This is a genomic window from Curtobacterium sp. LFS079 (genome assembly GCF_047977865.1).
Classification (GTDB): Bacteria; Actinomycetota; Actinomycetes; order Actinomycetales; family Micrococcaceae; genus Arthrobacter.
In genome coordinates this window covers 14,327-34,728 of record NZ_JBFPFO010000020.1, presented here as the reverse complement: position 1 = coordinate 34,728, position 20,402 = coordinate 14,327, and the positions used below count along the sequence as shown (strand labels likewise).

The window sequence follows — 20,402 nt, the reverse complement described above, 5'->3', positions numbered from 1 at the left end:
CCCCCTGGCCCCGCCCCTGGCCCCGGGGCGCGGGGCGCCCGTTTGTTTTTGGGGCCCCGCCTTACTTCCCGCGGCGCCGCCTCACCGGGGGGGGGACCGCCCCCGACGTCGTTGTTGCTACTTTTTGCCCTGGGCGGCTACGGCCTTGATGGACTCGGCAGCGGCCTCGGGGTCGAGGTAGGTGCCGCCACGGTTGATCGGCTGGAAGTCCTCGTCCAGTTCGTACACCAGCGGGATGCCGGTGGGGATGTTCAGGCCGGCGATGTCGTCGTCGCTGATGCCGTCGAGGTGCTTGACGAGGGCGCGCAGGGAGTTGCCGTGGGCGGTGACCAGGACGGTCTTGCCGGCCTTGAGGTCTTCCTTGATGTCCGATTCCCAGTACGGCATCAGGCGCACGAGGACGTCCTTGAGGCACTCGGTGCGGGGCAGGGCATCGCCCAGGCCTGCGTAGCGCGGATCGTTGACCTGCGAGAACTCGCTGTCGTCGGAGAGTGCCGGCGGCGGGGTGTCGTAGCTGCGGCGCCATTCCATGAACTGCTCTTCGCCGAACTCGGCAAGGGTCTGTGCCTTGTCCTTGCCCTGCAGGGCGCCGTAGTGGCGCTCGTTCAGGCGCCAGTCGCGCTTGACCGGGATCCAGCCGCGGTCGGCCTTGTCCAGGGCGATATTGGCGGTGTTGATCGCACGCTTGAGCAGCGAGGTGTAGAGGATGTCCGGGAGAACATTGTTCTCAACCAGGAGCTCCCCGCCGCGGGCTGCTTCCGCGCGGCCTTGGTCGTTCAGGTCGACGTCCACCCAGCCGGTGAACAGGTTCTTGGCGTTCCAGTCGCTGTGGCCGTGGCGCAGCAGAATCAGCTTGTAAGTCATGGTCCACATCCTATCCGAGCGGCACCCGGCGCTGCCGGGCGTTACGCCCGACGGCGGCATGCGCAGCGTCCGGCCGATACCCTTGGGGGGTGGTCCAAAAAGCGGAACGGGTAACAGGCAAACGCGGCAAGCCGGTAGGCAACATCACCCGCGGCACCACGAACCCCAACCGCATGCGCCGCCTGGACCGCTGGCTCGCCGGCCCGCAGGCCTGGCGGCTGCGCGCCGCCGTCGACCCTTTAGTGGTTGACCTGGGCTACGGCGCCTCGCCGGCCACCGCCGTCGAACTCTTCGAGCGGCTGCAGGCCGTCCGCCCTGACGTGCGGGTGTGCGGGATCGAGATCGAACCGGAACGCGTGCGGCTGGCCCAGGAACTCGAGCGGCCGGGCCTGAGCTTCCAGCTCGGCGGATTCGAGCTGCCGGTTCCCGGGAAGCCCGTGCTGGTGCGCGCCTTCAACGTGCTGCGGCAGTACGAAGAAGAGGATGTGGCCGCGATCTGGGACCTGGTGTGCTCACGCCTGGCACCGGGCGGGCTGTTCATCGACGGAACCTGCGATGAGGTGGGCCGGCGCATGACGTGGGTGGCGCTTGGTGCCGGCGGACCGCTGAGCCTGAGTTTCTCGGTGCGTTTCGGCAGCCTCGAACTGCCCTCCGACGTGGCCGAACGGCTGCCGAAAGCCCTCATCCACCGCAACGTCCCGGGCGAACGGATCCACGCCTTCCTGCAGGCGATGGACCAAGCATGGCTGGCGGCCGCACCCATGGCATCCTTCGGCAAGCGGCAGCGCTGGACCGCGATGTGCCTTGCACTGCGCGACACCGGCTGGCCGGTCCAGGACGGGCCGGCGCGTTGGCGCCTGGGCGAATTGACCGTGGACTGGATGGCGGTGTCGCCCGCCTAGCGGTGGATACCAGCCGTCCAGCGGGGGTTACCAGCCGTACGGGCCCTGACCATAAGGACCCTGGCTGCGGCCGCTGTTGCCGATTTCGCGCAACGCCGGGCGGACGTCGGCCAGGTAGACGCTGGCAGCGGTGACGGCCGCGATCCCGAAGAGGCCCAGACCGCCGCCGCCGACAAACACGGAGAAGGCGCCGATCGCGGCGGAGACGCCGGTCATGGCAAGCCAGAAAGTCTTGGTGCGCTTGAACGCCGCCTCGAACTGGGCAGGCTTGTAGCGCAGGCAATCCACCAGCGCCCACAGCTCCAGGCCGAAGGCAATCAGCCCCAGGATGAAATAGATGCCGTTCTGGATGGTCGCGATCAAGAATTTTCCGTCCACGGACCAAGCGTACCTGCGAGGGCCCCGCAGCGGGTGCCGGGCTATCCCTCCAGGGAGGCCAGTGCCTGCTCCAGATCCGCCCAGAGGTCCTCGACGTTCTCGATCCCGACGCTCAGCCTGACCAGGTTTTCCGGGACGCTCTCCGGCTCGGCCGTGTGCCGGCGCCGGCGTTCGATGAGGGATTCGACGCCGCCCAGGGACGTGGCCGGGATCCAGAGGCGCAGCGCCCGGACGAGTTCATCCGCGGCCTCCGCTGCACTCCGGGAAGCGTCGCCGGCCACCTGGATGCAGAGGATTGAACCGAAGCCCTTCATCTGCTTCCTGGCGCGCTCATGGCCGGGGTCGGCCGGCAGGCCGGGGAAACGGATGCCCTCCACCCGCGGATGGTGCTTCAGTCGTTCGGCCAGGATCGCGGCCGACGCTTGCGAGCGTTCAACGCGCAAAGCCAGGGTGCGCAGCCCGCGCAACGCGAGCCAGGCCTCGAAAGGCCCGGCGATGCCGCCGTGGATGGTGCGCTGGTGCAGCAGCTCGGCACGGATCTCCGGATTGGAGGTGACGACGGCGCCAAGGACGACGTCGGAATGGCCGGCCAGGTATTTCGTCACCGAGTGGAGCACGACGTCGGAGCCCAGGCTGAGCGGCTGCTGCACCAGGGGTGTGGAGAAGGTGTTGTCGGTGACGACGATCGCCCCGGCGGCATGGGCCGCGTCCGTGAGCGCGCGGACATCCGCGATGCCGAGCATCGGGTTGGTGGGGCTTTCCACCCAGAGCATGTCCGCGGCTTTGCCGTCCACGGGAGCGAGCTGGGCTTTCACGGCGCGGGTGTCCGCGATGTCCACGGTGCGCAGCTCGAGGTGTCCCTTGGCCGCGAGTTCCGAGGCCATCACGAGGGAGCCGGAGTAGCTGTGCGAAGGCATGACCAGGACTCCGCCGGCGGGAATCAGTGACAGGGCCGAACTGACCGCCGCGAGTCCCGAGGCATAGAGCAGGCCGGGAAGCTCCGCGCCTTCAAGCTGCGCGAGCGCCTCCTCGAACGGGTCCCAGGTGGGGTTCGCGTAGCGCCCGTAGCCGCGGTCACCGTCGCCCAGCGCGCCGGTTCCGAAGTAGGTGGAGGACAGGACGATGGGTGGGTTCACGGCTTCGTCGTGTGCGCGTTCGGGGCGGCCTGCCGCCACCACTACGGTATCGGCGGACAGTTCCGCGGCGTGCTCTCGGGAAAGGCTCATGGCTACAAGGGTAATTCGGGAGGGAGCGCGTTACGGTCCGGCCCAGCAGTCGTCTTTACTGTCAGGGTTCCTCTGTAACCTTAGATCCGTGACTACACAGAGCCGAGGAATCTTCATCGCCTTCGAGGGCGGGGACGGAGCGGGCAAGTCCACGCAGGCCGCCCGGCTGGCGCAGGCCCTCGAATCGCTCGGCCACACCGTGCTGCGGACCCGGGAACCGGGCGGAACGCCAATCGGCGAGAAGCTGCGTTCCCTTGTGCTGGACCACGGCCATGGCACCATCGACGCCCGCACCGAGGCCCTGATGTTCGCCGCCTCCCGGGCCGCCCACGCGCACCAGGTGATCCGGCCCGCCTTGGCGGAGGGCGCCGTCGTCATCACCGACCGCTACATCGACTCCTCGGTGGCGTACCAGGGTGCCGGACGCGGGCTGGGCACCGCCGAGGTCCGCAGGCTCAACGAATGGGCCACCGAGAACCTGGAACCTGACCTGACGGTGCTGCTGGACGTCCATCCCGAAGACGGCCGCGAGCGGCGGACCGCCGGCGAGGCCGGGGAAGACCGGCTGGAATCCGAACCCGACGATTTCCATTCCCGCATCCGCCACGCCTTCCTGGACTTGGCTGCGGCGCGGCCCGAGGGATACCTCGTGCTCCCGGCGAAGGCCCCGGTGGAAGACCTCGCCGCACGAATCCTCGAGCGGGTGCGGCAATTGCTGGAGACACCGGTTTCCGGAGGCAGGCCGTGACGGTCTGGGACGACCTTCAGGGCCAGGCGCCGGTGGTGGCCCAGTTGCGGCAAGCCGCACAGGGCGATGGGCTGACACACGCCTGGCTGTTCACGGGCCCGCCGGGTTCCGGCCGCTCCAACGCCGCCAAGGCGTTCGCCGCCGCCCTCAACTGCGAACAGGAAGACGTGGCCCTGCGCGGCTGCGGCGAATGCGCTTCCTGCCATACCATCCTGGCCGAAACCCATTCGGACGTGACTTTCGTCCGCACCGAGAAGGTCACCATCACCATCGAGGAAGCGAGGCAGCTGGTGGCCAAGGCCGGTGACCGGCCGTCGTCGGGCCGCTGGCGGATCATCGTGGTGGAGGATGCCGACCGCATGGCCGAGCGCACCACCAACGTGCTCCTGAAAGCGATCGAGGAACCGACGCCCCGCACCATCTGGATGCTGTGCGCCCCCTCCCCCGCGGACGTGCTGGTCACCATCCGCTCGCGTTGCCGCCCGGTGGGGCTGCGGCTTCCTCCGCCAGCGGACGTCGCCGCGCTTCTGGTAAAGCGCGACGGCGTCGAACCCGGCCTGGCTGAACGTGCGGCGCGGGCTGCGCAAAGCCACGTGGGGATAGCCCGGCGCCTGGCCCGTGATCCCGAAGCCCGCGAGCGGCGGCTGGAAACGGTCCGTTTCCCTTTGGGGCTGCGAGGGGTGACCGCCGCCGTCATGATGGCCGAGAAGCTCGTGAAAATCGCCACGGATGAGGCGAACAGTTCGAATGAAGAGCGTGACGCCACGGAGAAGGCCTCGCTCCTGGCGACCCTCGGGGCACCGGACACGGGAACCCTGCCCCCGGCCATGCGGAGCCAGGTCAAGCAACTCGAAGACGACCAGAAGCGCCGCGCCAAGCGCTCGGTCACGGACTCCCTGGACCGCACGCTCACGGACCTGCTCTCCTTCTACCGCGACGTCCTGGTGATCCAGCTGGGGAACGCCGTGGAACTGGTCAACGTTGAACTCAAGAATGAGCTGGAGGCCTACGCCGCCGCCTCGACGCCCGAGACCACCCTGGCCCGGATGGATGCCATCAACAAGGCGCGGGTCCGGATCACCACGAGCAACGTGGCACCGCTGCTCGCAGTAGAGTCCATGGCAAGCAGCCTGATCCAGTAACAGCCGGAACCCTGCCACCCGCATCCCGTGCAGCAATGAGGAGAACCGCATGAACCCCGCAACACCCTGGCCCGGACAGCCCCGGCGGAGCCCTCTGCGCAGGGTTACGGGCGTCATTGCGGCGGCGCTTTCACTTGGTCTCCTGCTCAGCGGCTGCGTGTTCTCCCTCCCCTTCGGCGGCAACCCCGGAGGGACTTCGACGAGCGGAAGCGGCCAGAATCAGGACGCCCGGCCCTCCGTGCCGAAAGGACTTGAGTCCTTTTACACACAGCACGCGGACTGGAGCTCCTGTGAAAAGGGCTTCCAGTGCGCCAACATCAAGGTTCCCACCGACTACGCGCACCCCGAGGCGGGCAGCATTGTCCTCGCCGCGATCCGGCTCCCTGCCCGCAGCGGCAAGAAGGGCTCCATCCTGGTGAACCCTGGAGGCCCGGGCGCTTCCGGGTATGACTTCGTCAAGGACGCGGCACGGACCCACTTCACGGCGAAACTGCGGGCCGGCTTCGACATGGTGGGCTTCGACCCGCGCGGCGTGAAGCGGTCCGCTCCGGTGACCTGCCTCAGCGACAGCGAACGGGACGCAGCCCGCGAAAAGGTGTACCGGTACAACACCGATGCAGGCCTCCAGTCGGCCATCGCCGACAACAAGGAAGTCATTGCCGAGTGCGTGGCGAAATCCGGCCCGGCCCTTGCCCACATCGACACCGTGAGCTCGGCGAAGGACATGGACATCCTCCGGGCCGTGCTCGGCGACGCCAAGCTGAACTACCTGGGCTACTCCTACGGAACGGCGCTCGGGGCAACGTATGCGGAACTTTTCCCGGACAACGTGGGCAGGCTCGTGCTCGACGGAGCCCTGAACCTGGCGCTCAACTACGAGGACCTGACGGCGCAGCAGGTGGACGCTTTCGAGAAGGCCCTGCGCCGCTACGTGGAGGACTGCCTGGGACAGGCAAACTGCCCCATGTCCGGCAGCGTGGACGAAGCGATGGGACAGATCCGGGAGCTGGTGGCTGCCGTTGAAGCCCATCCTGAACGGGCAACCGATGGCCGCCTGGTCACGGGACCCACCTTGGTGAGCGGCCTGTACACGCCGCTCTACGACGACTCCTCATGGCCGGCCCTCACCGAGGCGCTTGGCGCGGCATTCGACGGCGATGTGTCCCTCATGCTGCGCATCGCCGACATCGGGGCCGACCGTAATCCGGATGGCACATACAACTCCAATACCGGCTTCGCCTTCAACGCCATCAACTGCCTCGACTACCCCATGGTCACCGATACCGCAGGCATGCGGGCCGAAGCAGAACACCTTACGAAGCTGGCTCCCACCTTCGGGCCGTACTTTGCCTACGGCGGGCTGAACTGCAGGGACTGGCCGTTCAAGCCGGCCGGCTCCCCTGCACCGGCCAAGTACAGCGGCCAGTCCCCGATCGTTGTCATCGGCACCACCGGCGACCCCGCCACCCCCCTCCCCTGGGCCGAGGCCATGCGCAAGCAGCTCGGCAACGCGTCCCTGGTGACCTGGAAGGGCGAAGGCCACACCGCGTACGGCCGCTCCAACCGCTGCGTTTCCACCGCCGTCGACGACTACTTCCTGGACGGCAAGCTGCCCGCCGACGGCACCCACTGCTGACGGGGCGCCCGGCTACAGCCGGGCCGCCTCGCTACAGCCTGGCCGCGCGGGGTTCCAGCAGTGCCGGCAGGTTCCGGATCGAAGGTACGACGGCGGTGGCCCCGGCGGCGCGTAACGTCGCCTCCGAATGGGCACCGCTGAGGACTCCCACTACGGCGGAGGCCCCCGCCCGGACACCGGAAACCATGTCCGAACTGGTGTCCCCTACGACCGCGACTTCGCGGACATCGTCCAGGTCGAGGGCGAGCAGCGCGGTGAGGATCATGTCCGGGTAGGGGCGGCCGCGGCCGGCGTCGTCCGGGCACAGGCTGAGGTCCGCCTCCCCCATCCAGCCAAGGGATTCAAGGACCATGTTCTGGGTATGGCGGCCGAAGCCCGTTGCCAGGCAGACCTTCATGCCGGCGTCGCGCAGCCAGGCGATGGTTTCCGCAGCTCCCGGAATGGGGCGGACCCCGCCGTCGGCGATCAGTTCGTCGTAGGCCAGTTCAAAGGTCTTGTTGGCACTTTCGGCCAGGCGCAGGTCCTCGAAGAGGTGTGTGAAGACGGTCAGCTTCGAATACCCCATGGTGTCCCGGGCGTAGCCGAGCATGCTCTCGAAGCGCCTGGACCCCGGCCCCACGCCGTGTTCGAGCAGGGCCCGGGCCATGGCCTGCTCGGTGCGGCCATCGTCGGTGATGGTGGTGCCGACCATATCCAGGACCGCCAGCCGCAGGCGCGGAGGCCTTGCAAGGCCTTCAAGGTTCCCGGCTGACCCCATGCTGTCGATGTTCATCGTTCCCCTTTGCTGGCGGACCCCGCGGGTCCCGGCGTCGGTGGCCGGCATCAACCACCATGGTGTTCCGCCCAGCTTCAGCCCGGCCCGCGACGGCCCGCTGAACCATGGCTGACAGGCGGATGAACTCCGTCCCAACGCTGCTACCGGCCGTCCGGAGCGCAGGCTTCCGGTTGCCCGATCGGCCGGGTTCCCGGCGGCCCGGGGGGGCAGGCCTCCGGTGGCCCGGAACCGTTTTGACCCGGGCGCGGTGGCTCCATTACAGTTGTGTCTTGCGTGATTCAGCCGGTCCTTCCGGAAGAACCGCGGTGCTTCCTTAGCTCAGTCGGTAGAGCGTTTCACTCGTAATGAAAAGGTCATCAGTTCGATTCTGATAGGAAGCTCGAAAAAGCCCCGCCATTCCTTGGAATGGCGGGGCTTGTTTGTTTTCTGCCGCAGTCCAGGGCCGGCAACCCGCAGTAATTCCGCGGCAACGTGCACGAAATGATTCCCGGCTACGTTTTGGGTAGCCCCTGCATAGCCAGTGGGCGTGCCCCGATTGCGATGCCGCTGCCCGTCGCATGGCGGGCAGGAAGAAGGAATTCCCCAGCCATGGCCAACCGCCTCCTGACGTATCTCCGCGCCGGATACCACCGATGCAAGGCTTCCATCGGCCAGTCATTCGTGATGGCTCTGTGTGCAGTGACGGCCTATCTGTTTGCTGAGCATGTCCTCGGCCACGCAAGTCCTGTGTTCGCCGCCGTTGCTGCCTTGCTCACACTGCAGTTCTCCGGAGACTGGCGCACGCGCAGAGCTTTGGAGGTGGCCATCGGGTGCATGCTCGGCGTGACAGCGGGCGTAGTGCTCACCCGCATCCTGGGGAACGGCCCGGCACAAGCAATACTGATTGTTTTCGTTGCCACGTTGATGGCCCGGTTCCTCAACAAGGGCGCAGTATTCGCCACACAGATGGCGATTCAGGCAGCCCTCGTGGCGATGATCCCCTCCGCCCAGGGTTCTTCACTGCACACGATCCTCGATGCCTCGGTTGGCGGGGCCATCGCCTGGATTGCCACGGCCGTTGTGCCGACAGTGCGGCTCAAAAGGCCGCGCGAAGCCATCCGCAAACTGACCCATGAAATCTCCGCTGTGCTTCTCGGCACCTCGGAAGCACTCGAGGCGAACGATTCAACCCTGGCGTGGCACGCCCTCATACGGGCACGGAACAGCCAATCCGTCATTGTCGAAGCCAAGGAAGTCATGGGCAAGGCGCGGGAAGGAACCATCATCTCCCCGTTCCAGTGGCGCCACAGGGAGCACATCCGGCGTTCTTTGCTAACGGCGGAAAAGCTGGACCTTGCGCTCAGGAACAGCCGTGTCTTCAGCCGACGACTCACTCACTCCATCAACAATCTGGCCCTCCCGGAGGAGGGAGCGCTCCAATTTTCGCGCTTCCTGAAGCACACGGCCCAGCTCGTGGCCGGGCTCGGCGAGAACTACTGCGAGCGGGACCCGAAACGCAGGGAGTCCGGAATCCGGCAAACCCTGAGCCAGCTGATGCACTTGGCGGCTGAGCTGGCGCCGGACCGCTTCCACGCGGCAACGGTGGAGGGCCAGGCCCTGATCCTGACATTCCGCCCATTCATGGTCGACCTGATGGAAGCCGCCGGCGCCACCCACACTGAAGCCCTCGCAGTACTTCCGAACTTGGCGTCCTTCAGCAGTCCTGCCGAGGACCTTGACCTGCAGCCCTCCGCGGCTCAACGATCCGCAGCTGCGTCTATGGCACCAGGACGTAACGGCCCCTGACGCCTCCCGCCGCGACGGCGGCAATCGCCTCGGCAGCCCGTTCCAAAGGCCAGGCCGCGAACACCCGGGGCGCCAGCACGCCGTCGGCCGCCAAACCAAGGTGCGTGGCGACTTCGGTGCTTTCCGGCACGGCCACCAGTGCCGTCGTCGTCACCCGCTCGGAGACCGGCAGGGCCGGCGGAACCAGCCCCACGTACCTCCCGCCGTCGGCCACGGCGTCCACCGCCGGCTCCCCCAGCGCCGCCGCATCCAGCACCGCATCGAAACGGGCCGCCCCGAGGCCGGCGACGATTTCCTCGGCGCCGGCCTCACGGAGGAAGCCGACGTCGGCCGGCCGGGCGAGTGCCGCGACCCGCCACCCGGCGCGGCGGGCCAGGGTGACGGCAAGGCCTCCGACCGCGCCCGCCGCTCCGGTGACGAGCAGGGTGCCGGACGGTTCCCCCGCGAGGGCGATGGCCTGGGCGGCAGTCGAGGAATTCAGCGGAATGGTCGCCGCCTCGACGAAGTCCAAGGCGTCGGGGATGATCGCGAGCGATGCGGCCGGCAGCACCACCTGATGGGCGAAGGTGCCGCGGGGTGAAACGAAGTCGCCGCGGAATCCGGCGACCCGCACACCCGGGGCCAGTTCCGGCCGTTCAACGGCGACGCCGGCCCCGACGGCGAGCACGGTTCCCGCAACATCCGCGCCGAGCCCGATCGGGGCGTCCGCCGGCACCCATCCCAGCTCCCGCGGCACGCCGGCCTCGATCATGGCGTCGACAGGGTTCACCGCGGCGGCCCGTACTTCGAGCAATACCTCGCCGGGGCCGGGCGCCAGCTCCTCCAGTTCGGCGAGCTCGATTCCGTTGGGCGTGGCAATGGCTGTCTTCATTTGTCCTCCTTGAAGGATTGGCGTGTTTTCCTATCCGATCCTTCCGGCCTTACTCTCTTTTGGTAAGTAGGCACCTGAGAGTGCGTATCCCCCGCGGAGGTAAGCATGGCCACGACAACGGCGGCGCAGCGGCGCACTGCACAGAAGTACGACTATGACGCGTACCTGGCGGCGTGCCCCAGCCGCCAGCTCCTGGAGCGGATTTCAAACAAGTGGGTGGTCCTGGTCCTCACCGAACTGGGAGAAGGCCCTGCCCGGTACTCCGAGATCGCCCGGGTTGTAGCAGGGGTCAGCCAAAAAATGCTGACACAGACCTTGCGGAACCTCGAACGTGACGGCTTGGTGCACCGGGACGTCGAAGCCACCGTCCCGGTGACGGTGACCTACTCCCTGACGGAACTCGGAAGTTCCCTGTTGAAGGTCATGGGCCAGCTGAAGCTGTGGGCAGAAGACAACATGCCCGAGGTGTTCGCTGCCAGGGGACGCTACGACGAGGCGTAGGCGCGCCGGCCACGCAGGAGGGGCCCGCACTCCACGAGTGCGGGCCCCTCCTGCGGTCTTTCAGCCTATCCGGGCGGTGGCTGGCCGTGCCGGTCAGGCGAAGTCGGAAACCGCCGGGTCCGGTCCGATGCGGCCGTCCGCGCCGCGGTCCAGGCCGTTGATGGCCTCGATGTCCGCTGCGTCGAGCGTGACGCCGAGGGATTCGAAGTTCTCCACGATCCGGGATTCGGTGACGGACTTCGGGATCACGACGTTGCCGATGGCCAGGTGCCAGGCGACGACGACCTGAGCCGGAGTTGCGCCGTGCTTCGCGGCGATGCCCGCAATCGTCCCGTCGGACAGCAGTTCGCCGCCCTGGCCAAGCGGGGACCAGGCCTGGGTCAGGATGCCGTTGGCTGCGTTGAACTCGCGCAGCTCCGCCTGGTTGAAGAACGGGTGCAGCTCGATCTGGTGGATCGCCGGTACCACTCCGGTCTCGTCGATCAGGCGCTGCAGGCCCTCCTTGCTGAAGTTGGAAACGCCGATGCTCTTCACGCGTCCGCGCTTCTGCAGCTCGATCAGCGCCTTCCAGGTGTCCACGTACTTGTCCTGCTTGGGCTGCATCCAGTGGATCAGGTAGAGATCCAGGGTTTCCAGGCCGAGGCGGTCCATGGAAGATTCAAACGCTTCGAGCGTGGACTCATAGCCCTGGTCGGCGTTCCACAGCTTGGTGGTAATGAAGATTTCCTCAGGCTTCAGACCGGAGGTTGCGATCGCGCGGCCCACACCCGCCTCGTTGCCGTAGATCCTGGCAGTGTCGATATGGCGGTAACCTGCCTCGAATGCCTGGCGGACTACCTTTTCGGCTACATCGTCCTCAACCTGCCACACCCCGTAGCCGAGCTGGGGAATGGAGTTGCCGTCGTTAAAAGTCAGATTCGGAGACGAAGTCATGGACACATCCTGCCAGCCCCGCAGATACCGTCGCCATGGTTTCCGCAGCAGCTAAGCTCCGCGCTTAATTCCCGTCATGCGGGAATAATCCGGGTTCCCGGGAACGTCTCCGTGCTGGTTGCGCATGGGTTAGCTGCGCATGAGGCGCTCGGCCTCGTCCACGTGCTCGTGGACAGCCTCCGCCCGCCGGCGCACGGACGCCGCACCCGCCGTGGCCGCGGGGATGGCGAGCCGCAGCATCGCGGCTGCCTCCGCCGTCGTCGCAAGCGAGTTTCCCGCCTTGGACAGGGCCCGGTGCACATCCGCCAACTGGCCCGGAATGTCCAGGCCCTCGCTGGGCACGAGCCGCTGGGCCTCGATGCACACTCCGCGCACCCGGGCGGACAGCCCGGCAAGCTCATTGGCGATGACAACGAGCTCGCCGTACAGTTGCTCGTCCTCCACACCTTCGAGCACCTGGTGGTACCGGTCGAGGCCCCGGTGGAAACGATCGTGGGCACGCCGCCACAGGCCCTTGCCGAGTTCGGCGTCATCCCTCCGCCCTTGGCGGAGCTCCCCAAAGATACCCAAGCGACGCTCAGAGGTACTGGCCGGGACCATGGTCCGCATCGTCGGCGACCCCGGTCTGGCCTTTTCCGGGTTCCCCCCGGCGGGCGGGAGCCCGCTGCGGTTCGCCGTTGGCCCCGATGACGACGCCGGGCGCGATCATGGTCCCGGGCGGCAGCTGCCGCAACTGCATTTGCGTGGTGGCATGCTCCCGGGCGGCCTGCTGTGCGGCGAGTGCAGCTTGGATGCCGTGGAAGAGCCCTTCCAGCCAGCCCACCAGCTGGGCTTGTGCGATACGCAGCTCGGCGTCCGACGGCGGAGCGCCCTCCGGGAGCGGCAGGCTGATCCGTTCAAGTTCCTCGACAAGTTCCGGCGCCAGGCCGTCCTCGAGCTCCTTGATGGACCGTTCGTGAATCTCGGCGAGCCTGCCACGGGCGGCGTCGTCCAAGGGGGCTGCCTTCACTTCTTCGAGCAGCTGCCTGACCATGGTCCCGATCCGCATGACCTTCGCGGGTTCATCGATCAGGTCCTGAAGGGAACTCTGCTTCTTTCCCCCGGGTTTGTATCCGTTTCCCTTGGCTTCTGTGGTTTCCGCAGCCTTTGCCGCGATGTCATCATCCAGAGTGGTTCCTTCCACTGGAATGTCATCAGAGTCGTCGCTGCTGTCCTGAGGGGCGTCCACATCACTCATGGCTTCATACTCTCATGCACCGCAAGCCGTCCGCCGCCCGATTCGTCACCCTGCATGCTGCGTTGAGCAGCATCTCGTTCAACAGCACCTTCCCTGCGGATTCGAGTCCTGGCGGTCCATCCGGTCCCGCCAGAACTGGCTCTCACTCATCGGCGCCATAGGATGGCCGCAGGCCTCATGGTGTTCCAGGTATTTCCGGTAGGCGTCGGCCCCCATCACACCCCGGAAATATGCAGCGAATCCCCGGAGCCAGCGTCGCAGTGTTTCCGTTAGCAGTTCCATCAGTGATGGCCCGGCCGGTCGAGGAGCTTGGCTGCGGGGACCTTCGCCCATACCGCGGCCAGCTCACGCTCAGCCGCCGTCGGGATCAGCCCGGACGGTGCAAAGACCCGCGACGGCCGCGGTGCGTCCTCGTGGCTGGGGCCGCCGCCGTCACGGAAGGCCTTCAGCGTGGCAGTAATGGCGGCGATGATCACGATGATGCTCAGCACCACGAAGACCACCGAGAGGACGCCTTGGACCATGGTGTTTCGGAATACTGCTTCTATGGCGGCCACGGTCTTGGCCGTGCCGAAGGAGGTCTTGCCTTCGGCCAAGGCCTTGGCGAAGGCGGCGTTGTTGGCGAAGTACCCCACCGCAGGCACAGGCGAGAAGATCTTCTGGAAACTCGCAGTGATGGTCACGACGGCGGCGAACGCCAGCGGTACCCCGACAATCCACAGGAACCTGAAAGATCCCCGTTTCGCGGCGATGGCCATGCAGACGGCGAGGGCGATCGCGGCGAGCAACTGGTTGGCGATGCCGAACAGCGGGAAGAAGGTATTGATGCCGCCCAAGGGGTCGGTGACGCCGAGGATCAGGATGTAACCCCAACCCGCGACCATGACCGCGGTGCACAGCCAAGCTCCGGGACGCCAGGACGCTTCCTTGAACCTCGGGACGAAGTTTCCGATCGAGTCCTGCAGCATGAACCGGGCCACCCGGGTGCCGGCGTCCACGGCGGTCAGGATGAACAACGCCTCGAACATGATGGCGAAGTGGTACCAGAACGCCATCATCGCGGTGCCGCCAATGAATTGCTGCATGATGTGCGCCAGGCCGACTGCCAGGGTCGGCGCACCGCCCGAACGCGAGACGATGCTCGGCTCGCCGACGTTTTGGGCTGTCTGCGCCAGGTCCGCCGGAGTCAGGTTGACGCCGGACAAGCCCAGGCTGTTGACCCATTGGGCGGCGGTTTCGACCGTGCCGCCGGTGAGGGCCGCAGGGGCGTTCATGGCGAAGTAGATACCGCGGTCAATGGAGATCGCTGCCACCAGTGCCATGATGGCGACGAAGGATTCCATGAGCATGCCGCCGTAGCCGATGAAGCGGGTCTGGCGCTCCTTCTCCACCAGCTTGGGCGTGGTGCCCGAGGAAATCAGGGCATGGAAGCCGGAAAGTGCACCGCAGGCGATGGTGACGAACAGGAACGGGAACAGGGCCCCGGAGAACACGGGACCGTTCTCCCGGCCCGCAAATTCGCTGAAGGCCGGCACTGTGATTTCGGGGCGCACCACAATGATGGCCACGGCCAGCATGACGATCACGCCGATCTTCATGAACGTGGACAGGTAGTCCCGCGGCGCGAGAAGCAGCCAGACCGGCAGGATGGCGGCGATGAAGCCGTAGACGATGATTCCCCAGGCGATGGTTGTCTTGTCCAGATGGAAGAAGGACGCGCCCCACGGCGTGCCGGCCACCATGCCGCCGCCGATGATCGCGGCCATCAGCAGCACGAAGCCGATGATCGAAACTTCCATGACCTTGCCGGGACGGATGAAGCGCAGGTAGACGCCCATGAACAGGGCGATCGGGATGGTCATCCCCACTGAGAAGACGCCCCACGGGCTCTCGCCCAAGGCGTTGACCACCACCAGTGCCAGGATGGCCACGATGATGATCATGATGAGCAGGGTGGCCACAAGGGCCGCCGTTCCGCCGATCACGCCGAGCTCTTCCCGCGCCATCTGGCCCAGGGAACGGCCACCGCGGCGCATGGAGAAGAACATCACCAGGTAGTCCTGGACAGCCCCGGCGAGGACGACGCCGATGATGATCCAGATGGTGCCCGGCAGGTACCCCATCTGGGCGGCGATGATCGGCCCCACCAAGGGACCGGCGCCGGCGATCGCGGCGAAGTGGTGGCCGAAGAGCACATTCCGGTCCGTCCGGACGTAGTCCTTCCCGTCCGCCTTGTATTCGGCCGGAGTTGCCCGCCGGTCGTCGGGCTTCAGAAGGTAGCGTTCGATCACCCGGGAGTAGAAGCGGTACCCGATGAGGTACGTGCAGACTGCCGCGAAGACGAACCAGACGGCGTTGACGGTCTCGCCGCGGACCAGGGCGACCATGAACCAGGCCACGGCTCCGAGCAGCGAAATGGCCACCCAAAGGGCGATTTTCCCGGGAGTCCAGCGCCGCTCCTCCACTTCCCTGACGGCGTCGTCAACTGCGGGCGGCGGCAGCTCCGGATCGAGTTCGAGGACGTCAGTTTGAGCGGATTCCGGGCCTTTCCCGTTCGGCTGTGTACCCATGGCTCCTCCTTGAGACCGGTTCCTGAGAACAGTGGTTTGGCGTTAGGCGCACTGTAGCAAGGCCCCCGGACAAAGCCATGTCAAACGAAAGGCCGCTGCTCAGCGGGCGGCCGCCGGATCCGCCTCGGGCAGGACAGGGGCGATCTGCCCGGTGTGGACCAGCCGCGCCTCGCACAGGTCCAGCCAGCGCACCTCGGCCTCCAGCTGGAACACCAGGGAATCCAGGACCATGAGCCGGGCGGTGTCGGCGGCGCGGGACGTGCCGGAGGCATCCTTGCGCAGCTGGCTGAGTTCCTGCAGTTTCGCGAGCGAGGCTGCCCGCTGCTCCTGGATGATTGCAGGCAGGTCCGCTTCGGGCAGTGTGGCGGCGAGCGACAGCTTGATGGCGAGCTCGTTCCGTGGCGGGGCTTCGCGGCCCACCGCCGTCGAAAGCCACTGCCCCAGTTCGTCCCGGCCGGCCGGGCTGAGGCTGTAGATGACATGGCCCTCGCCATCGGCCCCCTCCCGGGTGACCATGCCGTCCCGCTCCAGCCGGTCCAGCGTGGAGTAGACCTGCCCGATGTTCAGCGGCCAGACTGCACCGGTCCGGGCCTCGAACTCGGCCCGGAGGTCATAGCCGTAGCGGGCTTTGTCCTGGAGCAGTGCCAGGATGCCGTGCCGGATTGCCATGTCCCTCCTAAGCGGACGCCGCCCGCACTGTTCAGAGAAGCAGCAGGTTAGAGAAGCAGGAGCACCTTGCCCACATGCTCGCCGGAATCGAAGTATTGGTGGGCCTCGCGGACCTGCTCCAGCGGGAACGATCTGGCCACGAGCGGCTTGATGCGGCCGTCTGCGAACATGGGCCACACGTTCTCACGGACCCCATTCATGATCATGCCCTTTTCCGCGACCGGACGGGAACGCAGGGTGGTTCCGATGACCGCCGCGCGCTTGCTGAGCAGCTGGCCAAGATCGATTTCGCCCTTGGCGCCGCCCTGCAAGCCAATGACCACCAGCCGCCCGTACTCAGCGAGGGCTTCAACGTTCTGCTTCAGGTATTTCGCCCCGACAACGTCGAGGATCACGTCCGCGCCCCGGCCTCCGTTTTGCGCCTTGAGGCTCTCCGCGAAGTCCTCTTCGACGTAGTTGATCACGATGTCCGCGCCCAGGAATGCCTTCGCGGTTCCGAGTTTTTCGTCGGTGCCGGCGGTGGCCGCCACGACCGCGCCGTAGGCTTTGGCGAGCTGAACGGCGATGGTGCCGATGCCGCCGGTGGCACCGTGGATCAGCACCGTTTCGCCCGGTTGCAGCTGGGCGGTCATGACCAGGTTGGAGTAAACGGTTGCCGCCACTTCAGGCAACGCGGCAGCGGTGACGAGGTCCACGCCGTCGGGCACTTTGAGGACCTGTTCGGCCGGGACCGCGACCTGCTGTGCGTAACCGCCGCCGGCGAGCAGCGCCACCACTTTGTCGCCCACCGTGAAGGGCTTGCTGACGTCCGGACCGAACGCCGCGATGCGGCCGGAAACCTCCAGGCCGGGCACCTCGGAAGCTCCGGCCGGCGGCGGGTAGAAGCCGCGCCGCTGCTGGACATCCGCCCGGTTCAGTCCGGCCGCGACGACGTCGATCAGCACCTCGCCGGGGCCGGGAACCGGCGCGGGAACCTCACGGACCTCAAGGACCTCAGGCCCTCCGGGTTCCGAAATGTAGACGGCTTTCATGCGTGCTCCCGATTTCTTGCGTGGTGGTGCGCGGCCGCGGCGGCCAAAGAGCGCTGCAGGTTTTTTGAAGCAGCCAACTCCCTATGAAACACTACTAGGCAGGGAAGGTTGTCCGAGCGGCCTAAGGAGCTGGTCTTGAAAACCAGTGTGCGGTAACCCCGTACCAAGGGTTCAAATCCCTTACCTTCCGCGTAGCGCAGTGTTTGCGCAGGCCAGAGGCCGGTTGACGGCCCACTCCGGTGGGACGTCAACCGGCCTTCGGTGTTTCCCGGCGCTCCGGCGGCACCTGGCCCCGCCGCTATGTTCCCGGGCTGGCGCCCCGCCGTCGCGTGCGTGAGAATGGCCGCATGTGCGGACGATTCAGTGTGGGTTTCGAAGCCGACGATCTCTCCCGGAAGCTTGATGCCCTGCTCCGGGACGACACCGTGTACCCCTCCCCTGCCCTTCAGTTCAATCCGACCGATCCCGTCACCTTCCTGCGCGGGCGCACCGGCGACGACGGAACGCTCCGGCGGGAGCTCGCCGTCGGGCGGTGGGGGCTGATCCCGAGCTTTGCGGAGTCCTTCGAATCGCGGCTGCCCAGCTGGAACGCCCGTTCGGGAACGGCGGCAACGCTGCCCAGTTTCAAGGGCTCCCTCCAGAAGTGGCGGGCCGTGGTGCCGGTCTCGGCCTACTACGAGTACAAGAAGTCCGGCCCCGGCCGGAAGGACCCGAAGCAGCGGTACATCGTGGAACCCGCCGACGACATCATCACCTTCGCCGGGCTCTTTGCCTTCTGGCGTGACGAGTCCATCGACGACCGCAAGGACCCGCGGGCCTGGCGGCTGTCCTGCAGCATCCTGACCATGCCGACGCCGCCCGCGGAGGCGCATGAAGGCCTGCACAATCTGCACGACCGTCTTCCCGTTCCCCTGGCTCCGGGAATGCTCAATGACTGGATCGACCCGGAGGAGAAGGACGGCGCCAGCCTGCTTGATGCCGCCTTGTCCGAAGCCTACGACGTCGCTTCGTCCTGGAAGCTGCGCCCCGTTGACCTCGTGGACGGGAACACCCGCCTGGTGGAGGTCCCCAACCCGGTGGCCTGACGGCGCAGCCGCCCGCGAGGCCACCTAGGCCTCGCCCGGCACTTGCGGGCTGCCGCGGGCCACCCGCAAGTCCCGCCGCACGTCCGTATCCTTCAACCAGGTGTGCCGTTCACCGGGTTTGAAGGGGTCCGGCCACCACTGGACCAAGACGCGGCCGGGCGCCGTGCGCACCACCATGGCCGGGACGTATTGCCCGTACCGCGGCCATTCAAGGTAAGCCAGCACCGGCACCTTCCCCACCTTGGAAAGCGCCTGGGTCTCCCTGGGAAGGGGAGTCTTCGCGGCGTTCAGGGGTGACGGGTGAAGCCGTTCCGCGCTGTCTTCAGGCATGGCCGAAGGCTACGCCCGGGCACCGACAGCAACAAGGATCCCGGTCCGGCGCCCGGTCCGGGTCCCGATCATTGAAACTGTCCGACCCCCGGCATAGGGTGCTGTCTGTCTCCACCAAATGCCCAAAAACCCGGGGCCACCCGCCCCGGGACAAACTCGAGGAGCAACATGCCAACCCCTGAGATCACGCCCGGCGCACCCTGCTGGATCGACCTGATGACCTCGGACACCGAAAAGGCGAAGGCCTTCTACAACGAGCTGTTCGGCTGGAGCTACGAAACCGGCGACGAAGAAAAGTACGGCGGCTACATCACCGCCTGGAAAGACGGCAAGATGGTGGCCGGCATCATGCAGAAGCAGGAAGACATGGGCCCCATGCCGGATGTCTGGTCCACGTACCTGCGCACCGAGGACATCAACGCCACCGCTGCGGCTGCAGCAGCCAACGGCGGCCAAGTCTTCCTGGAGCCCATGGAGGTGCCCGAGCAGGGCAGCATGGCCATGGTCGGCGACCCCTCGGGCGCTGCGATCGGGCTCTGGCAGTTCGGCGAGCACAAGGGCTACTAGCTCGCCGCGGAAACCGGCGCCCCCGCCTGGCATGAACTCCATTCAAAGGACTACGAGAACGCCGTGGCTTTCTACCGCGAGGTCTTCGGCTGGGAAACCAGCGTCGTCGGTGACACTCCTGAGTTCCGTTACACCACGCTCGGCGCCGGGGACGACGCCAAGGCCGGGATCATGGATGCTTCGGGATTCCTGCCGGCACAGGCGCCTTCCTATTGGACCGTGTATTTCGCCGTGGACAACGCCGACGCAACCATCGAGCAGGCTGTTGCCTTGGGCGCCACGGTCATCCAGCCCGCGGAAGACACCCCCTTCGGGCGCCTCGCTGCACTCACCGATCCCACGGGAGCAGTGTTCCGCTTGGTCCAGGACGTCAATCTGAAGGGCTGATGCCTCGCAGGCTCCCCGGCCGGCGCGACGCCGCCCGGGGGCCGCTTCCGCCGGCGCAGGGGGATCGGCCGGCCGCACCCGCACCCGCACCCGCACAGGTCCCCATTCCCTGCGTCCTTCGCCCGGACCGATCCGGGAGGCCAGGAGCAATTGAAAAGACCAGTTGAAATGAGGACCGCGATGCCCATTGCGCGCAGCGCCAAGGACCACACCGGCAAGAGAACCCTGGCCGCGGCCGCCATCCTGTGCACGCTCACCCTCGCCCTTGGCGCGTGCTCCTTGCTCAACGGTGGGGACGCCAAGCGGGACCCGTCCGGTGTGGCCACCGAAACCTCGAAGGCCGACGCATTCAAGGTGAAGGTGGGCGACTGCCTCGAAAAGCCCAGCGGTTCGGAAGTCAAGGACGTCACCATCATTCCGTGCCCCCAGGACCATGATTTCGAGGCCTTCGCGGCCACGAACCTGGATTTTTCCACGTACCCCGGGGACACGGTCATCACTCAGAAAGCCGAAGAATTCTGCGGCAAGGAATTCACTGCCTTCGTTGGGATGCCCTTCGACGACTCCGCGCTCGAAATGACTTACTTCTTTCCCACCCGCGAGAGCTGGAAGACCGGGGACAAGGAAATTGTCTGCCTGGTCGGTGCGGCCGCTGGTGCCCAGAGCAAGGGTAGCCTGAAGGGCTCCAAGAAATAGCACTCCGCTACCGGGGGGCAACCCCCGGTTCATTTTGTGCTGCTGGAATGCGGCCAGCACTGCTTTGTC

Annotated in this window: 21 protein-coding genes, 2 tRNA genes and 1 pseudogene; 11 read left to right on the top strand and 13 right to left on the bottom strand. The window is 66.7% G+C overall.

Annotation, left to right across the window (positions count from 1 at the left end):
- Positions 1-117: 117 nt before the first annotated feature.
- Positions 118-864, bottom strand: coding sequence for a phosphoglyceromutase (locus tag ACNQPB_RS19630; RefSeq protein ID WP_498754103.1), 747 nt, complete (start codon positions 862-864; stop codon positions 118-120).
- Between the two features lie 89 nt (positions 865-953).
- On the opposite strand from ACNQPB_RS19630, the gene ACNQPB_RS19625 reads away from it, so the two are divergent.
- Positions 954-1,766 carry a class I SAM-dependent methyltransferase gene (locus tag ACNQPB_RS19625; protein ID WP_498754102.1) on the top strand — a complete coding sequence of 271 codons (813 nt, stop codon included), beginning with the start codon at positions 954-956 and terminating at the stop codon, positions 1,764-1,766.
- Between the two features lie 27 nt (positions 1,767-1,793).
- Here the strand turns inward: ACNQPB_RS19625 and ACNQPB_RS19620 are convergent, their stop codons facing one another.
- The gene (locus ACNQPB_RS19620; RefSeq protein ID WP_498754101.1) at positions 1,794-2,144 is read right to left on the bottom strand and encodes a DUF2516 family protein; all 351 of its coding nucleotides are present in this window, start codon (positions 2,142-2,144) and stop codon (positions 1,794-1,796) included.
- 41 nt (positions 2,145-2,185) lie between these two features.
- Complete coding sequence (locus tag ACNQPB_RS19615) at positions 2,186-3,370, bottom strand: trans-sulfuration enzyme family protein (RefSeq protein ID WP_498754100.1); 1,185 nt, start codon at positions 3,368-3,370, stop codon at positions 2,186-2,188.
- Positions 3,371-3,458: 88 nt separating this feature from the next.
- Here ACNQPB_RS19615 and tmk point away from each other — a divergent pair, with 88 nt between their 5' ends.
- The 3 genes from tmk to ACNQPB_RS19600 are packed head-to-tail and all read left to right on the top strand — an operon-like array spanning position 3,459 to position 6,896.
- The gene (gene tmk / locus ACNQPB_RS19610) at positions 3,459-4,118 is read left to right on the top strand and encodes a dTMP kinase (RefSeq protein WP_498754099.1); all 660 of its coding nucleotides are present in this window, start codon (positions 3,459-3,461) and stop codon (positions 4,116-4,118) included.
- On the top strand, positions 4,115-5,260 hold the full coding sequence (locus tag ACNQPB_RS19605) for a DNA polymerase III subunit delta' (RefSeq protein WP_498754098.1): 1,146 nt from the start codon (positions 4,115-4,117) through the stop codon (positions 5,258-5,260). The genes tmk and ACNQPB_RS19605 overlap by 4 nt, the downstream gene beginning before the upstream one ends.
- Before the next feature lie 49 nt (positions 5,261-5,309).
- Positions 5,310-6,896 (top strand): alpha/beta hydrolase, encoded by a 1,587-nt coding sequence (locus ACNQPB_RS19600; protein WP_498754097.1) that lies wholly within the window; start codon positions 5,310-5,312, stop codon positions 6,894-6,896.
- A 31-nt stretch (positions 6,897-6,927) separates the two neighbouring features.
- Here ACNQPB_RS19600 and ACNQPB_RS19595 read toward each other — a convergent pair whose 3' ends face one another.
- The gene (locus ACNQPB_RS19595; RefSeq protein ID WP_498754096.1) at positions 6,928-7,668 is read right to left on the bottom strand and encodes an HAD-IA family hydrolase; all 741 of its coding nucleotides are present in this window, start codon (positions 7,666-7,668) and stop codon (positions 6,928-6,930) included.
- A 310-nt stretch (positions 7,669-7,978) separates the two neighbouring features.
- On the opposite strand from ACNQPB_RS19595, the gene ACNQPB_RS19590 reads away from it, so the two are divergent.
- Together ACNQPB_RS19590 and ACNQPB_RS19585 are read left to right on the top strand one after the other, a co-directional pair.
- Positions 7,979-8,051: transfer RNA gene (locus ACNQPB_RS19590), tRNA-Thr, on the top strand.
- A 208-nt stretch (positions 8,052-8,259) separates the two neighbouring features.
- A complete protein-coding gene (locus ACNQPB_RS19585) occupies positions 8,260-9,456 on the top strand; it encodes an FUSC family protein (RefSeq protein WP_498754095.1) in 1,197 nt (398 codons plus the stop codon).
- On the opposite strand, the gene ACNQPB_RS19580 is transcribed toward ACNQPB_RS19585, so the two are convergent.
- On the bottom strand, positions 9,428-10,327 hold the full coding sequence (locus tag ACNQPB_RS19580) for an alcohol dehydrogenase catalytic domain-containing protein (RefSeq protein WP_498754094.1): 900 nt from the start codon (positions 10,325-10,327) through the stop codon (positions 9,428-9,430). The genes ACNQPB_RS19585 and ACNQPB_RS19580 overlap by 29 nt on opposite strands.
- Positions 10,328-10,432: 105 nt before the next feature.
- Between ACNQPB_RS19580 and ACNQPB_RS19575 the strand changes: the two genes are divergently transcribed.
- Positions 10,433-10,828 carry a winged helix-turn-helix transcriptional regulator gene (locus ACNQPB_RS19575; RefSeq protein ID WP_498754093.1) on the top strand — a complete coding sequence of 132 codons (396 nt, stop codon included), beginning with the start codon at positions 10,433-10,435 and terminating at the stop codon, positions 10,826-10,828.
- 93 nt (positions 10,829-10,921) lie between these two features.
- On the opposite strand, the gene ACNQPB_RS19570 is transcribed toward ACNQPB_RS19575, so the two are convergent.
- From ACNQPB_RS19570 to ACNQPB_RS19540, 7 genes are all read right to left on the bottom strand, one after another.
- Positions 10,922-11,761: an aldo/keto reductase gene (locus ACNQPB_RS19570; RefSeq protein ID WP_498754092.1), complete on the bottom strand. Its 840-nt coding sequence runs from the start codon at positions 11,759-11,761 to the stop codon at positions 10,922-10,924.
- A 129-nt stretch (positions 11,762-11,890) separates the two neighbouring features.
- Positions 11,891-12,331, bottom strand: coding sequence for a hypothetical protein (locus tag ACNQPB_RS19565; RefSeq protein ID WP_498754091.1), 441 nt, complete (start codon positions 12,329-12,331; stop codon positions 11,891-11,893).
- A gap of 7 nt (positions 12,332-12,338) precedes the next feature.
- On the bottom strand, positions 12,339-12,998 hold the full coding sequence (locus tag ACNQPB_RS19560; protein WP_498754090.1) for a bacterial proteasome activator family protein: 660 nt from the start codon (positions 12,996-12,998) through the stop codon (positions 12,339-12,341).
- A gap of 78 nt (positions 12,999-13,076) precedes the next feature.
- Positions 13,077-13,280 (bottom strand): YbdD/YjiX family protein, encoded by a 204-nt coding sequence (locus ACNQPB_RS19555; RefSeq protein WP_498754089.1) that lies wholly within the window; start codon positions 13,278-13,280, stop codon positions 13,077-13,079.
- Positions 13,280-15,568, bottom strand: a complete 2,289-nt coding sequence (locus tag ACNQPB_RS19550) for a carbon starvation CstA family protein (RefSeq protein ID WP_498754088.1) — start codon at positions 15,566-15,568, stop codon at positions 13,280-13,282. The genes ACNQPB_RS19555 and ACNQPB_RS19550 overlap by 1 nt, the downstream gene beginning before the upstream one ends.
- A 99-nt stretch (positions 15,569-15,667) precedes the next feature.
- The gene (locus tag ACNQPB_RS19545) at positions 15,668-16,237 is read right to left on the bottom strand and encodes a PadR family transcriptional regulator (RefSeq protein ID WP_498754087.1); all 570 of its coding nucleotides are present in this window, start codon (positions 16,235-16,237) and stop codon (positions 15,668-15,670) included.
- Positions 16,238-16,284: 47 nt separating this feature from the next.
- On the bottom strand, positions 16,285-17,268 hold the full coding sequence (locus ACNQPB_RS19540) for an NAD(P)H-quinone oxidoreductase (RefSeq protein ID WP_498754086.1): 984 nt from the start codon (positions 17,266-17,268) through the stop codon (positions 16,285-16,287).
- A 102-nt stretch (positions 17,269-17,370) separates the two neighbouring features.
- Between ACNQPB_RS19540 and ACNQPB_RS19535 the strand changes: the two genes are divergently transcribed.
- Positions 17,371-17,458: transfer RNA gene (locus ACNQPB_RS19535), tRNA-Ser, on the top strand.
- Positions 17,459-17,615: 157 nt separating this feature from the next.
- Positions 17,616-18,353, top strand: a complete 738-nt coding sequence (locus ACNQPB_RS19530) for an SOS response-associated peptidase (RefSeq protein WP_498754085.1) — start codon at positions 17,616-17,618, stop codon at positions 18,351-18,353.
- A gap of 24 nt (positions 18,354-18,377) precedes the next feature.
- Here ACNQPB_RS19530 and ACNQPB_RS19525 read toward each other — a convergent pair whose 3' ends face one another.
- On the bottom strand, positions 18,378-18,683 hold the full coding sequence (locus tag ACNQPB_RS19525; RefSeq protein ID WP_498754083.1) for a hypothetical protein: 306 nt from the start codon (positions 18,681-18,683) through the stop codon (positions 18,378-18,380).
- A gap of 168 nt (positions 18,684-18,851) precedes the next feature.
- On the opposite strand from ACNQPB_RS19525, the pseudogene ACNQPB_RS19520 reads away from it, so the two are divergent.
- Both ACNQPB_RS19520 and ACNQPB_RS19515 read left to right on the top strand, forming a co-directional pair.
- Positions 18,852-19,637 (top strand): annotated as a pseudogene (locus ACNQPB_RS19520) (VOC family protein).
- Between the two features lie 180 nt (positions 19,638-19,817).
- Positions 19,818-20,333 (top strand): septum formation family protein, encoded by a 516-nt coding sequence (locus ACNQPB_RS19515; protein ID WP_498754082.1) that lies wholly within the window; start codon positions 19,818-19,820, stop codon positions 20,331-20,333.
- Positions 20,334-20,402: the final 69 nt, after the last annotated feature.